The sequence below is a fragment of the Methylobacterium nodulans ORS 2060 genome (assembly GCF_000022085.1).
Taxonomy (GTDB): Bacteria; Pseudomonadota; Alphaproteobacteria; order Rhizobiales; family Beijerinckiaceae; genus Methylobacterium; species Methylobacterium nodulans.
Genome location: NC_011894.1, coordinates 855,412 through 868,113, shown reverse-complemented (window position 1 = coordinate 868,113; position 12,702 = coordinate 855,412). Strand labels below are relative to the sequence as shown.

Below are 12,702 nucleotides of genomic sequence, written 5' to 3'. Positions count from 1 at the left end.
ATTCGGCCCCAACGGCTGACGCCGAGCCGCAGACTTATGCGGAGCATATCGGCGCCGTCGTAGAGATGGCCCGCGCCAACGCAGAAGCATTGGCCCTGTTCTGCATGGACGGCGCGGGCTTCGTCGAGACCGTGGTTGACGCGGCCACTTATCACGATCTCGGAAAGCTCGACCCCGCCAACCAAGACGGTCTCCGGGCAGGACGCCACGGTGTCCTGCCCTGGGATCACATCGACGCTGGCGTCGCACATCTCATGCGGGAGGGGGCCGAGGGCGCCGCCTGGCTGGTACGGGCCCATCACAGCCCTGGCCTGCCGTGCTGGGCGGAGCATTTCGTGGCCGACGGACGACGGCTCCGCGGCCGGCGCAGCGGCACCGACTATGAGCCGCACGACATCCAGACCGCGCGGACCGATCGTCTACTGGCGGATTACTTGGCGATCCACGAGACATGCCTCGGTCAGCAGCACGCTCCGTCGCTGCGGCCCGCGCGTCACGGCCTTGCCACCCGCCTGAAGCTCTCGTGTCTGGTCGATGCCGACCACACCGACACGGCCGGTTTCGACACGGGGCGCGGTCCGCCGCCCGAGGCGCCGCCGCCTCGATGGCGGGAGCGGCTCGAAGCTCTGGATTGGTACGTCGCGGCCCTTCCCTCCAGCGGCAATCCGGAGCGCGACCGCAATCGCGCCGATTTCTACGCGGCGTGCCGTACCGCCACTCTCGATGCGCCCTTCGTGGCGTGCAAGGGCCCTGTGGGTCTCGGCAAGACGACGGCAGTGACGGCCTTCCTGCTGCGCGCCGCCGATGCGCACAGGCTGCGCCGCCTCTTCATCGTCGCGCCCTACACCAACGTGATCTCCCAAGCGGTCAAGCGCCTGCGCGACGCCGTGACTTTGCCTGGCGAAGATCCCGAGGAGGTCGTCGCAGAGCATCACCACCGAGCGGATTTTCAGAGCGTGGACACGCGCGACCTTGCCGTGACGTGGCGTGCGCCGATCGTCGTCACCACTGCCGTCCAGTTCTTCGAGACGCTTGCAGCCAACGCGCCGAGTCGCCTTCGCAAGCTGCACGCGTTGCCGGGATCGGCCGTCTTCCTCGACGAAGCCCATGCGGCCCTGCCCACACCGCTGTGGCAGCAAAACTGGCGCTGGCTCCGCGAACTCGCAGGCCACTGGTCCTGCCGGTTCGTCCTGGCGAGTGGTTCGCTCGCGCGGTTCTGGGAGAAGGAGGCCGTGGTAGCGGAGGGCAAGTGCGAGTTGCCCGAACTCATGCCGTCGCCACTCGCTCAACGAGTCCTGCGTGCGGAAACGCGGCGCATTTCCTATGCCACCCTCGGCCGGCTCGCCGATGTCGACAAGCTCACCGATGCCGTGCTGGCCGCGCCCGGCCCGCATCTCGTCATCCTCAACACGGTCCAGAGCGCTGCGGTCGTCGCGAGGGCGCTGGCGAAGGAAGCGGGCGACCGCAACGTGATGCACGTCTCAACCGCGCTCTGCCCTCGCGACCGGAGCGCAGTGATCGCCAAGATCGCGACGCGCCTCGGGGAGCCGGATCGCGATTGGATGCTCGTCGCGACGAGTTGCGTAGAAGCAGGTGTCGACTTCTCGTTCAGGACGGCGTTCCGGGAGCGGTTTTCCGCAGCCAGCCTCATCCAGATCGGCGGGCGCGTGAACCGGCACGGCGAGTGTGAGCACGGCGGCTGCGTGTTCGACTTCGTGATCGACTCGGGGAACGGCCTCGTTCTTCACCCTGCGGCGACGGCTCCTGCCGGGGTGCTCGGCCGTCTCTTCAAGGAAGGAGCTTTCGCCGCCGATCAGATCGATCCCGCCGATCTCGTCACGCGAGCCATGGATCGCGAGCTTCGCGAGAAGGTCCAGGCTCAGGGCGATCCCCTGACCAAGGCCGAACGAGACCGTGACTATCCGAGCGTCGCGGCGCTCGGCAGGGTGATCGACGTCGATACCCGCCTCGTCGTCGTTGATCCGCAGCTCAAGCAGGCGCTCGAACATCGCGCGCACCTGCCGTTCCGCACGCTTCTCAACGGCAGCGTCCAGCTTTGGGCGAACAAGATCGATGCGCTTGGGCTCAGTCCGGTTCATCGCGGCCATGATATCTTCTGGTTTCCCTATCGGTACGATCCCGGCTTCCTGGGCTACATGGCAGGCGTTCTCGAACTTGAGGACTTCGCCGAGCGAGGCTTCGCGATCTATGATTGACCCCGCCGCCGAGGACGCGCTGATCCCGATCTCGGCGCTCCAGCATCACCTGTTTTGCCCGCGCCAATGCGCCCTAATCCACCTCGAAGGGCTCTGGGCGGAGGATGTGGCGACCGCGGAGGGACGGCTCCTGCACGAGCGGGTCGATGCCGGCGGGGCCGAGAGCCGGTCCGCCGTGACGGTGGCGCGCGGGCTGCAGCTGCGCTCCTTCGGGCTCGGGGTCGCCGGCCGGGCGGACGCGGTCGAGTTCCGCGGCCGCCCGCCCAGGCCCTATCCGGTCGAGTACAAGCGCGGGAAGCCCAAGGCGCACCGGGCGGACGAGGTTCAGCTCTGCGCGCAGGGCCTCTGTCTGGAAGAAATGTTCGGCGTGCCCGTGCCCGAGGGCGCGCTGTTCTACGGCACCCCGCGACGCCGCCAGGTCGTCGCCTTCGATGCGGCGCTGCGCGAGCTCACCGCGGGCGTCGCGGCCGAGGCGCGGGCGATGCTCGCCGCCGGGATCACGCCCCCGCCCCGGCGCATGCCCGCCTGCCGGCGCTGCTCGCTCGAAGCGCTCTGCCGTCCCGCGCGGCTGGAGAAGCCGCCGCGCGTCGCGCGCTGGCTCGCGGCGCAGATCGAGGCCTGATCCCATGCGCCGCCTGCGCAACACGATCTACGTGACGAGCGAGAGCGCATGGCTGCGCAAGGACGGCGCGAACCTCGTCGTCGAGGTCGAGGGCGCCGAGCGCGGCCGGGCGCCGCTGCACCTGCTCGACGGCGTCGTCAGCTTCGGCCGGGCCGGCGCCTCGCCGGCGCTGCTCGCCGCCTGCGCCGAGGCCGGCATCACGCTCTCCTACCTCGATCCGAACGGCCGCTTCCTCGCCCGGATCGAGGGGCCGCGCACGGGCAATGTCCTCTTGCGCCGGGCGCAGTTCCGCGCCGGCGACGATCCCGCCCGCGCCACCGTCATCGTGCGCGGCATCGTCGCCGCCAAGGCCGCCAACCAGCGCAATGTGATCCGCCGGGCGCTGCGCGACCACGGCGAGAGCTTGCCGCCGGACGCGGTCGCCGGTCTCGCCGCCGCCGAGGCACGGCTGACCGACATCGCCCGGCGCACCTTCGTCGCCGCTCATGTCGTTGCCCTGCGCGGCCTCGAGGGCGAGGCGGCGCAGGTCTATTTCGGGGTCTTCGGCGCGCTCGTGCGCGTGGACGATCCCGCCTTCCGCTTCGGCGGCCGCTCGCGCCGGCCGCCGCTCGATCGGCTGAACGCCCTTCTGTCCTTCCTCTATGCCCTGCTCGGGCACGATTGCCGCTCGGCGCTGGAGGCGCACGGGCTCGATCCGCAGGTGTCGGCTTCCTGCACGCCGACCGGCCGGGCCGCGCGAGCCTCGCGCTCGACCTGATGGAGGAGCTGCGCCCGGTGCTGGCCGACCGGCTGGTTCTCAGCCTCGTCAACCGCCGCCAACTCGCGGCTGACGACTTCGTGGTGGAGGAGGCGGGCGGGGTGCGGCTCACCGACGAGGCGCGCCGGCGCGTCCTCGTCGCCTGTCAGGAGCGCAAGCGCGACGAGCTGCGCCATCCCTTTCTCGACGAGACGATGCCGCTCGGCCTCGTCGCGCATGCGCAGGCCCAGATGCTCGCCCGGCACTTGCGCGGCGACCTCGACGGCTACCCGGCCTTCGTGTGGAAATGAGCAGGTCTGCCGGCCTGCCTGCGGGGGAGGGTGGCGCGTGCTGATGCTCGTCGCCTACGACGTCAACACGGAGACGCCGGCCGGGCGCACGCGCCTGCGCCGGGTGGCGCGCGCCTGCCTCGATGTCGGCCAGCGCGTGCAGAACTCGGTCTTCGAATGCGAGGTGGAGCCGGCGCAATGGACGGCCCTGCGCGCCCGGCTCATCGGACTGATCGACCCGGAGCGCGACTCCTTGCGCTTCTACCGTCTTGGTGCCGAGGGGCGACGGCGCGTGGAGCATGTCGGCGCCAAGCCCGCCCCCGACCTCGACGGCCCGCTCGTGTTCTGACCGCGCGAACCGCAAGCGCACGGCCCTGCGCGCACCCGTTCGCGCAAGACACAAGCTCCTGCCTTCGCGGCCGAATCCGGGCCGCGCCGGCTGGCATCCGGCCGGGTGAAGCTCCGATCGAAGGACGTTCGCGCGCCTGCGCCGATTTGCGCTTGGCAGGCCATCACTTAAGGTGGCGCAGTCGCCCCCTCACGGGGGCGCGGATTGAAACATCGTGCGGGGCCAGGAAGCCCACCTCGCGGTCCGGTCGCCCCCTCACGGGGGCGCGGATTGAAACTTGGCGTTCCAGGGCTCGAAGGTGACGCCCACGGCGTCGCCCCCTCACGGGGGCGCGGATTGAAACGTCACGAGGCCGATCGGATTGAGCAGGGCGAGCAAGTCGCACCCTCACGGGGGCGCGGATTGAAACAGCGCCTCGGCCCGGTAGGCGGCCAGCGCCTCGGTCGCCCTCTCACGGGGGCGCGGATTGAAACTCCAGCGCGGAGAGCTTGTTAGCGAGCTTGAACGTCGCCCCCTCACGGGGGCGCGGATTGAAACGTCCACTGCGAAACCGCGATGCTCGTGACCTGCGTCGCCCCCTCACGGGGGCGCGGATTGAAACACCGCCGCTCCCGGGCCTCCTCGGGCGTGGCGCCGAGGCCGCCCCCTCAGGGGGGCGCGGATTGAAACAGTCGAGAGCGAGCGCAGAACGCGCAAGCGAGACAGTCGCCCCCTCACGGGGGCGCGGATTGAAACGCGGGCTGCGACTGGGTTCACTCCGCCAGGTCCAGTCGCCCCCTCACGGGGGCGCGGATTGAAACGGCAGCGAGGCGATCGGCCTCGGCCGCTCGCCGCGTCGCCCCCTCACGGGGGCGCGGATTGAAACAGCAGTCGCTCGGTTGTGCGGACCAGCGACACGCCATCGCCCCCTCACGGGGGCGCGGGTTGAAACGCGGACATGGTCACGAGCGTGACGCGTGGCGAGCGGCTGGAGGTGCCGATCGGCCAGATGGCGATCGATTGGGACGGCGATGCGCGGCGGGCAGACCCACCGCAGGTCAAGGCCGCGGGAGTGGCTGATGAGCCTGGAAGTGCCAAAGCGGCTCGCACGTGCGAGCCGCTCATGCCGAGATTGCGTCGGCGCCAGCCAATCATGGCTCGGCGGTGCGGAACCCCGCACCACCGGCGCTCAGCGCGATCGGCTCCCGGGCAGCCAGGGTGGTGCCATCGAAGTGGAATGGCTCGATCCGGCGGTCCACCATGCACTGAACCAGCACGGTCCTGCTGTCCTTGGTCCAGACCGCCCCCTGACACCAGCGCCCGATCGGAGCCTCGGCCACCTTCCTGAGGTCCGTGCCCGAGAGCGCATAGATCCGAAGCATGCCTTTGTCGCTGAAGAAGGGCGACGCCTTGGCGAGGTTGCTGCCGTTCTCGATCACCAGCGCAGCATAGCGCCCATCCGGTGAGAGGCGGATGCCCTCCGGCGTCGGGCCGACCGACACCGTGTTGACCACGCGTGACGGCTTGGCGCGGAGATCGATGACACTCACGGTGTCCTGGTCGCCGCTCGACGTGCCCACATTGGCCACGAGCGCCACGTCACCGGACGGGGTAATCTCGATCCCGTAAGGACGCACGCCCGCGGTCAGATCGCGTTTCGCATAGGCGACCTGGCTGCCCTCGACCGTGAGCACCGAGACTTTGCTGTCGCCGTCCCTCGTCACGTAAGCCTCGCGACCGTCGCGGGTGAACACGACATGGCTCGGTCCCGCCTTCTCATTGCCGAGGTCGATCTTGCCCGCCGGGGTGAGGTCCTTCCCGGCGATCCTGAAGACTGAAACGGTCCCCTCCGCCCGGTTCGCCACCAGAGCCAGCGAACCCTCCCGATTGATCGAGACGCCAGCCGCCCCTTTGCCTGCGCGCAGGGTGGTCGAGATTGTCGGCGGCATGCTCTTGAGGTCGATGACGGTGAGGCGATCGTCCGGCACGATCTTGCCGGCGTCGTTGGGATCGATGCGCGTGGAACTGGTGACCAGGGCGAAGCTCTCATCCGGCGCGACGGCAACGGATTGCGGAGGTCCGACGACGCTGGCAGGTGCGCTCACCTCGCCGATGACCTTGGGCGGCGACGCCGACAGGTCGAGCACCGTGACGGTGTCGGGTGCGGGGGGTGAGGCAGCAACCTGAGCCCCTGCATCGGTCAGAACCGTGTGGCCGTCATTCGCGGAGACGGCGATCTCGGCGCGGACGGGCATTCCGGCGAGGCTTGCTGCGGACACGAGTGCAAGGGCGTGCAGACGCAGTCGCATGGTGACGATCCTCCCGAGGAGCGTGGTCGTTCGTCGCCACGCTCAACGAGATCAATGTAGCCTCGAAGACGTGCGAGTATAGGCACCGAGATGCTGTTTGTGGGGACCGACACACGCCCACTCGGTTTGGAAGCAGAGTGTTCGTTTGAAGCCTCGCCGCCGGCCCGCACCGGTGGTGCGTCGTCCGGGCCGCTCGACGCCGGGATCGCCGTCGTCCGGCGAAACGGCGGGATTGGGCGCTGCTCCGTTGACGGCTTTGACGATCCGGGTCGCGAATGCACGGGCGATGTAGTCTGCGACCTGTTCGCCGATCGGCGGCGAGCAGCGCGGGAGAGGGCGACGTGAGCGGTGGACTGACGGACCTTGCGGAGCCTCTCGTACGGCTTGGGACGGCCGCTCTCGTGGGAGCGCTGATCGGCCTCAACCGCGACCTGTACGGCAAGCCCACGGGAATTCGGCTGCACGCGCTCGTGGCGGTCGGCAGCGCACTGTTCGTCATGCTGGCGAGCCCCTTCGGCTTCGGCAGCTTCGATCAGGCGGCGGCCAGCCGCATCATCCAGGGGATCGTCGGCGGCATCGGCTTTCTCGGTGCGGGGGTGATCCTGCGCAGCCCCGGGGGTGATCGCATCCAGCACATCACCACGGCAGCGACCATCTGGGTCACGGCGGCGCTCGGCAGTGCCTGTGGCCTCGGTTCGTGGGCGCTGGGGCTGGTGGCCGCGCTGTTCGTCCTGTTGATCCTGACGTTCGGGCTCAAGCTCGATCGCAGGTTCCACCAGCGGTCCGAACCGGACGATCTCGGTCCCTAGAGTTTGTCCGGGAGAAGTGGACGCCGGTTCTCCCGAACAAACTCTAGGAGCCCGTCCGAGTAACGGTTTGATGCGTTGGGACTAAGGTTGAGATCTGGGCGGATGGCTCCTGCGCCACAGGCTCAGCGCGCGGCCTGCGCCAGCTTCAGGAGGTTATGGGCGGTGCAGATCATCGCCCACTCGCCGCGGACCTGATCGAGCCCACGTAGCAGGAACTGTCGGAAGCCTCTGGCCTGCTTGATCTGCCCGAACACCGGCTCGACGACCTGCTTCCTGAGACGGTAACGGCTCCGGCGCCCAGCCCGCTTCAGGCGGACGGCCATCGCGCTCATCAGGGGCATCTTCGTCAGCCTCCGGCGACCTGCTGCATCCGCCTCGCCGTGACGGGCACGGCCCGGAGCGAGATAGGCTGTGATCCGTCGCTCCTGCAGCGCGGCCAGGTTCGCCTCGGTGGCAAAGCCGGCATCTCCGGAGACCTCCCGCGGCTTGCGCCCGAGATGGGTGCAGACGCCGTCGACGAGCGGCACGAGAGCGCGCGAGTCGGCGGGGTTCGTCACGAGCCGATGCGCGACGATCACCTGATGGGCCGCATCAACCGCAATCTGGCCGTTGTAGCCCTGCACGAACCCGTCGCGCGTGGGCAGGATGCGGCTGTCCGGGTCGGTGAAGTTGCGCTGCGCCCGGTCGGGCGGACCGCCGTCCTCGCCCCGCAAGGGCCGACCTTGCCAGCGCATGCCCGACGAGGCCCCCGGCCCGTCCTCGTCCTCCGGATCGGGCGGATCGGCAGCCTCTGCCTCCAACGCGGCCTTGGCGGCGCGGATCGTCTCCAGCCGCCGCTGCTTGTCGGCCATCCAGGCCGGTGTCTCGTCGCCACGATGGTCGGTCCCATGAGCCCGATCCTCCGCCGCGTCGGCCTCGCGCGCTTGATCCAGCCAAGCCTCGACCTCGGCGGCCAGCGTCGACTCGGCCGCCTTCATCCGGCCGTAGCTCATCGCCTTGTGGCGCGAGGCGTTGGCCTTCAGCTTGGTGCCGTCCACCGCCACGTGGGCAAAGCCGACCAGCCCGGCCGCCCGGCACAGCCGCAGCACCTGCACGAACAGGTCCGAGAGCGCCGTCAGATGCCGCTTGCGGAAGTCAGCGATGGTGCGGAAGTCGGGCCGGTTCAGGCCGGTCACGGCCATGAAGTCAACCCGCTCCTCGCAGGCGCGGGCGAGCTGACGCGACGAGTACAGACCGCGGCTGTAGCCGTAGAGGAGCAGGGCCACCATCATGCCGGGATGGTAGGGCGGGTAGCCGCGCTCCTCGGTGTAGGTGTCGAGAATGGCTGAGAGGTCGAGCGCCTCGCGCACCGTATCGCGCACGAAGTGCGCCATGTGCCCGGGCGGCACGAACTCATGCAGCGAGGGTGGCAGCAGCCAGCCCTGATCGACGTCCCAGGAGCGAAACACCTTGGCCATGAGCCGAGTGAATCATCCCAAAGCGCCGCCGTCGAGGTACTTACTCGGACGGGCTCCTAGCTGGGTGCGCGGGCCGCGAAGTCCTGCTCGAATTCCTGCAGCTCCGTCGGGTTCAGATCCGATACGGCCCAGAAGGTCAGCCCGGCTTGGGTCCAGTGAAGGAGGCTGTAGCCCTCGCGCGACGTCCGGGCCGACCGAGCCCCTTCCGCCACCGACGATCCCGGCCAGACGAACAGGTTAATGACGTGCTCGCGCCGCTTGTACACGATGGCCGCGACGACCTGGCCGCCGATGTAGTCCAGGCGTCCGCCGACGAGCGCGAAGCCGCGATCCGAGAGGTCGATCACGGGCGGCGCGAAGCCGACCTTGCCCGAGAACCACGGTTTGACCCCGTGCTGATCCGAGGTCGCCACGTCGGTCAGGTGGCTCACCAGGAGCGAGCGCACGTGACCCGAGACGAGTTCGTCGGGCAGTGCCGGCCCGCCGTGATCCCCGCCGCGCGGCAGAACCGCGATCACGGCCAGACACGCCGCGAGCGCGAGGGCGATCGCCCCGCGCTCCACGAACCTGCGGCGCCGCTGCGGGCCTGCATCCGGCATTGCCGTGATGACGGGAGAGGCCGCCGGGGACGCCGCCGCCTGCGCCGCGACGGCAGCCCGCACGCGATCGCGCAGGGCGTCGGGTGCGCGATGGCGCACGCCCTCCTGTCTTCGCCGCTGCCGCCCCGCTTGCAGGCGCCCGTAATAATCGGCGCAAGCCCGGCAGTCGCGGAGATGGGTCTCGGCCTGCAACGCGTTGGCCGCGTCGAGTTCACCGTCGAGAAGACCCTGCAGCAGGGGGACCTGATCGGCGCAGGGCTCGCAGGAAGCGGCCGTCCTCATCGCAACTCGCGCTCCCTTCGCGGATCAGTCCGGGGGACGTCGTCGCCGAAGCACCGCTGCCACGACGCCTCGAACAGGCTGCGTGCCCGGGCGAGGCGCGACATCACCGTGCCGAGGGGCACGCCCGTGATCTCGGCGATCTGCCGGTACGAGAGATCCTCCATCTCGCGCAGGACGAGGGCCTCACGGAACGGCTCCGGCAGCATCTCGATCAGGCGCCGCACGGCGGCAGCCTCGTCATCGCGAAGCAGCACCGCTTCCGGCGTCGCCGGCTCGCGATCCCAAGGGTCGCTCCGAGGCTCGTCGCTCCGGGGCTCGTCCCCGGCCTCGCAGTCCCGGCAATCCACCCGACCCGCGGGAATCGTTCCGATCCGCGTCGCCGCCCAGGTCAGGAAGCAGTTGCGTACGATGGCGAGCAGCCACGCGCGGGGGTCGCCGCCCCGGTAGCCGTCGAAGCTCCGCAACGCCCGCAGAACGGCCTCCTGGACGATGTCCTCGGCCGCGTCCTGATCCCGGGAGAGGAAGCGCGCGACATTGTAGGCCGCATTGAGGTGCGGCAGCACCACGTCGTTGAACCGGGCCGCCGCATCCGACATCAGCACCCAGCCCTCTGCATCACCGCAGCGCCGGAGCCGGGGGGCGAAGCCGGCGCCTCCCGGGCGATCGCCGGGAGTGGAGCCGTCCGCTCCGGCAGGGCCGCGAGGGCGCCGAGCAGGCAGGCATAGAGCACGAGGCCCATGACGGCGTCGGCCCGCGACACGGTGTGATTGCGCGGATCGTAGGACGAGTCGCGATCCGCCGACCAGTCCCCGCGCCGTCCCATCAGGCGCGACGTCACGGGCCCGACCCTGCGGCGCCGCGGGGAGCCGCCTCGACCACCACCGTGCCGACCATATGGGGATGCAGCGAGCAGAAGTACCGGTAGGTTCCCGCCTTCTCGAATGTCACGGCGAAGCGGTCGTCGGTGTCGAGCGCCCTGGAGCGGAAACTCCCGTCGCCGGCCGCGACGGCGTGGGGGATGTCATCCGCATTGACCCAGGTCACCCGCGTGCCCGTCGCGACGGTCAGCGTCGCGGGCGAGAAGGTGAAGTTGTCGATTCGGACCTCCGCCTCGGGCGCTTCGGCTGCGCAGGCCCGATGAAAGGTGCCGCCGGCCAGGAGGGCAGCGGCGAGCACCGCGAGGACGGCCTGCCGCCCAGGGCTCGGACGGAGGCAGGGCCGACGCCGCAGGATTGCGATGTCCATGGCGTTCTCCGTCTCGGCTCAGGATTGCAGGGGCGTGTCGACGATCGCGAGCGGCTGGCTGCCCTGGACCAGGGCGACGCTGGCGACGCCGAGGAGGCGGCGCAGGTCGCCAGCCGGGACTTTCATGGGACCCGGCGAGGCCGCCGTGCCAGGGGCGGGCTGCGGGAAGGCCGTGGATCGCGCCGTGTGGAACGCGACCGTGCCTTCGACCTTCTGCATGACCTGATGGATGTGGCCGTTGAGCACCGTCACCGAGCCGAAGCGCCGCAGGAAGCTCAGCGCCCGGGCGCCGTCCTCCGTGCCCCAGCCCCATGCGGGATACACGGTCCAGAGCGGGATATGGGCGAACACCACGATCGGGGTCGAGGAGGACAGACCCGCGACATCCCCCTCCAGCCACGCGAGTTGCTCAGGCCCGAGATTGCCGAGGCCGCCCGCCCTGAGGTCGACCACGTTGACAAGGCCGATGAAGTGGACGCCGCCGTGATCGAAGCTGTACCAGCCCGCCCCGCGCGTGAAGCGGCCGTAGCGGTCGAGATAGGCACGGCCGCGCCCGTCGTCGAGCAGGTCGTGCTCGCCGGGCACGAAGAACACGGGCAGGCCCGTCTCCCGCAGGACCTGGTCGGCATCGTCGAACTCGTGCTCCTTCGAGAGATGGCTGATGTCGCCGGTATGCAGGATGAAGGCGGGCTTGCCCGGCAGCGCCCTGATCCGCGCGACGGCCTCGCGGAGCGTGCCGAGCGCGTCGGGGTTGGCGGCCTTGTCGAACCCGACGTGACTGTCGCTGATCTGGAGGAAGGCGAGGCCCTGCGCGGGGGTGTCGGCCGCAAGCGCCCGGGGCAACCCGATCGCACGGGGCAGGCCGCCCGCGGCGCTCCACAGGAGGCCCGTCCCGGCCCAGGTCATGCACTCCAGAAAGCCGCGGCGGTCGATGCCGTCCGCGTCCCGTAACGGATCGCTGCTTTCGATCTGCCGGATCATCGCGAAATCCTCGCGTTGCCAGGGCAGCAGACTGCGCCCTCATCCGTCAGGACCGGGGCGGACGCCCGTTTATTCCCGCTCGCCTGCGCGGCGGCACGCCGGCGCCATGGATCTGCTCACACGTGAACGGACCCGTCGTCCGTCTCCCGGTCGCTTCGGCGCAGGATCACCATCAGCAGCAATCCGTAGAAGATCATCACGGCGCAGAGCACCAGCCAGCCGGGGAGGGGGCCGAGGCTGGCATTGTCGATGATCTCGCCCACCGAGTGGACGAGCTCGCCGCGGCCGGATTCCTGGAGGCGCGCCGAAGAGATCTTCAGCAGCCACGCCAGCAGGAGGATGAGGAACATCCAGCCGTAATTGCGTCGCAGGCGTCGCCGGAAGGCCTCGGCCAGGGAGATGTAGAACACCGGATGGCGCAGGCTGGTGCTGAGCATCTCCGTCCAGGCATCGCTCGGATCAGGCTGGGAGGCGAAGACCTGGGCGTAGTAGTGACGTTCGAGGCGTCGCACGCGGCGTCGGAAGACGTCGAAGAAGCGGTAGCGGCGCGCCTCGATGCCGAGGAGAAGCAGCACCAGCAGCATGGCGAACAGCAGCACGCCGTGATGCGCCGTCGGCGTCGACAGCGACACGGACAGCATGGCGGCGATCACCGTAATGGCCCAGTTCGTGGTGCGGTCGATCCGATCGCGCCAGCCTGCCATGCGGCCGATCTCGGCGCGGTGGTAATGGGCAAGAACAGTGATGGCCTCGGCAGGGGTCTTGGGGAGGGGAATCGGCACGGCGGTGTCTCTGCCCGTGGCATTGCGCGACACGATTGCCGTCACA

Annotated in this window: 14 protein-coding genes and 1 CRISPR repeat array; of the genes, 6 read left to right on the top strand and 8 right to left on the bottom strand. The window is 69.7% G+C overall.

Annotated elements, in window-relative coordinates:
- Window positions 1–65: 65 nt before the first annotated feature.
- From MNOD_RS03860 to cas2, 5 genes are read left to right on the top strand one after another with little or no spacing between them, the layout of a single operon-like run.
- Window positions 66–2,216 carry a DEAD/DEAH box helicase gene (locus MNOD_RS03860; RefSeq protein ID WP_050783273.1) on the top strand — a complete coding sequence of 717 codons (2,151 nt, stop codon included), beginning with the start codon at window positions 66–68 and terminating at the stop codon, window positions 2,214–2,216.
- A complete protein-coding gene (cas4, locus tag MNOD_RS03855; protein ID WP_015927527.1) occupies window positions 2,209–2,838 on the top strand; it encodes a CRISPR-associated protein Cas4 in 630 nt (209 codons plus the stop codon). The genes MNOD_RS03860 and cas4 overlap by 8 nt, the downstream gene beginning before the upstream one ends.
- Window positions 2,839–2,842: 4 nt before the next feature.
- The gene (gene cas1 / locus MNOD_RS03850; RefSeq protein WP_244424657.1) at window positions 2,843–3,595 is read left to right on the top strand and encodes a CRISPR-associated endonuclease Cas1; all 753 of its coding nucleotides are present in this window, start codon (window positions 2,843–2,845) and stop codon (window positions 3,593–3,595) included.
- Entirely contained in the window at window positions 3,595–3,885 is a 291-nt protein-coding gene (locus tag MNOD_RS48745) for a CRISPR-associated endonuclease Cas1 (RefSeq protein ID WP_244424656.1), read from the top strand. The genes cas1 and MNOD_RS48745 overlap by 1 nt, the downstream gene beginning before the upstream one ends.
- A 37-nt stretch (window positions 3,886–3,922) precedes the next feature.
- On the top strand, window positions 3,923–4,213 hold the full coding sequence (gene cas2 / locus MNOD_RS03845; RefSeq protein ID WP_015927526.1) for a CRISPR-associated endonuclease Cas2: 291 nt from the start codon (window positions 3,923–3,925) through the stop codon (window positions 4,211–4,213).
- Between the two features lie 180 nt (window positions 4,214–4,393).
- A CRISPR array of direct repeats spans window positions 4,394–5,144; the repeat unit is 31 nt; unit sequence GTCGCCCCCTCACGGGGGCGCGGATTGAAAC.
- A gap of 199 nt (window positions 5,145–5,343) precedes the next feature.
- Here cas2 and MNOD_RS03840 read toward each other — a convergent pair.
- Complete coding sequence (locus tag MNOD_RS03840; protein ID WP_015927525.1) at window positions 5,344–6,501, bottom strand: YncE family protein; 1,158 nt, start codon at window positions 6,499–6,501, stop codon at window positions 5,344–5,346.
- A gap of 401 nt (window positions 6,502–6,902) precedes the next feature.
- On the opposite strand from MNOD_RS03840, the gene MNOD_RS03835 reads away from it, so the two are divergent.
- Window positions 6,903–7,310 carry an MgtC/SapB family protein gene (locus MNOD_RS03835; protein WP_050783272.1) on the top strand — a complete coding sequence of 136 codons (408 nt, stop codon included), beginning with the start codon at window positions 6,903–6,905 and terminating at the stop codon, window positions 7,308–7,310.
- A 122-nt stretch (window positions 7,311–7,432) separates the two neighbouring features.
- Here the strand turns inward: MNOD_RS03835 and MNOD_RS03830 are convergent, their stop codons facing one another.
- From MNOD_RS03830 to MNOD_RS03800, 7 genes are all read right to left on the bottom strand, one after another.
- Window positions 7,433–8,767, bottom strand: coding sequence for an IS1182-like element ISMno38 family transposase (locus tag MNOD_RS03830; RefSeq protein ID WP_012631034.1), 1,335 nt, complete (start codon window positions 8,765–8,767; stop codon window positions 7,433–7,435).
- 56 nt (window positions 8,768–8,823) lie between these two features.
- Window positions 8,824–9,648: an anti-sigma factor family protein gene (locus MNOD_RS03825; RefSeq protein ID WP_015927523.1), complete on the bottom strand. Its 825-nt coding sequence runs from the start codon at window positions 9,646–9,648 to the stop codon at window positions 8,824–8,826.
- Window positions 9,645–10,244 carry a sigma-70 family RNA polymerase sigma factor gene (locus MNOD_RS03820; protein ID WP_015927522.1) on the bottom strand — a complete coding sequence of 200 codons (600 nt, stop codon included), beginning with the start codon at window positions 10,242–10,244 and terminating at the stop codon, window positions 9,645–9,647. The genes MNOD_RS03825 and MNOD_RS03820 overlap by 4 nt, the downstream gene beginning before the upstream one ends.
- A complete protein-coding gene (locus MNOD_RS03815) occupies window positions 10,244–10,486 on the bottom strand; it encodes a hypothetical protein (protein WP_043748000.1) in 243 nt (80 codons plus the stop codon). Before MNOD_RS03815 ends, MNOD_RS03820 begins: the two co-directional genes overlap by 1 nt.
- On the bottom strand, window positions 10,483–10,893 hold the full coding sequence (locus MNOD_RS03810; protein WP_015927520.1) for a cupredoxin domain-containing protein: 411 nt from the start codon (window positions 10,891–10,893) through the stop codon (window positions 10,483–10,485). Before MNOD_RS03810 ends, MNOD_RS03815 begins: the two co-directional genes overlap by 4 nt.
- A gap of 18 nt (window positions 10,894–10,911) precedes the next feature.
- Complete coding sequence (locus MNOD_RS03805; RefSeq protein WP_015927519.1) at window positions 10,912–11,874, bottom strand: metallophosphoesterase family protein; 963 nt, start codon at window positions 11,872–11,874, stop codon at window positions 10,912–10,914.
- A 116-nt stretch (window positions 11,875–11,990) separates the two neighbouring features.
- Window positions 11,991–12,701 (bottom strand): DUF2270 domain-containing protein, encoded by a 711-nt coding sequence (locus tag MNOD_RS03800; RefSeq protein ID WP_015927518.1) that lies wholly within the window; start codon window positions 12,699–12,701, stop codon window positions 11,991–11,993.
- Window position 12,702 lies beyond the last annotated feature (1 nt).

Coding starts and splice junctions, on each gene's coding strand:
- cas1 (WP_244424657.1), top strand. CDS start 2,843: ATGCGCCGCCTGCGCAACACGATCTACGTGACGAGCGAGAGCGCATGG.
- MNOD_RS03820 (WP_015927522.1), bottom strand. CDS start 10,244: ATGTCGGATGCGGCGGCCCGGTTCAACGACGTGGTGCTGCCGCACCTC.
- MNOD_RS03830 (WP_012631034.1), bottom strand. CDS start 8,767: ATGGCCAAGGTGTTTCGCTCCTGGGACGTCGATCAGGGCTGGCTGCTG.
- MNOD_RS03825 (WP_015927523.1), bottom strand. CDS start 9,648: ATGAGGACGGCCGCTTCCTGCGAGCCCTGCGCCGATCAGGTCCCCCTG.
- MNOD_RS03810 (WP_015927520.1), bottom strand. CDS start 10,893: ATGGACATCGCAATCCTGCGGCGTCGGCCCTGCCTCCGTCCGAGCCCT.
- MNOD_RS03860 (WP_050783273.1), top strand. CDS start 66: ATGGCCCGCGCCAACGCAGAAGCATTGGCCCTGTTCTGCATGGACGGC.
- MNOD_RS03840 (WP_015927525.1), bottom strand. CDS start 6,501: ATGCGACTGCGTCTGCACGCCCTTGCACTCGTGTCCGCAGCAAGCCTC.
- MNOD_RS03805 (WP_015927519.1), bottom strand. CDS start 11,874: ATGATCCGGCAGATCGAAAGCAGCGATCCGTTACGGGACGCGGACGGC.
- cas4 (WP_015927527.1), top strand. CDS start 2,209: ATGATTGACCCCGCCGCCGAGGACGCGCTGATCCCGATCTCGGCGCTC.
- MNOD_RS48745 (WP_244424656.1), top strand. CDS start 3,595: ATGGAGGAGCTGCGCCCGGTGCTGGCCGACCGGCTGGTTCTCAGCCTC.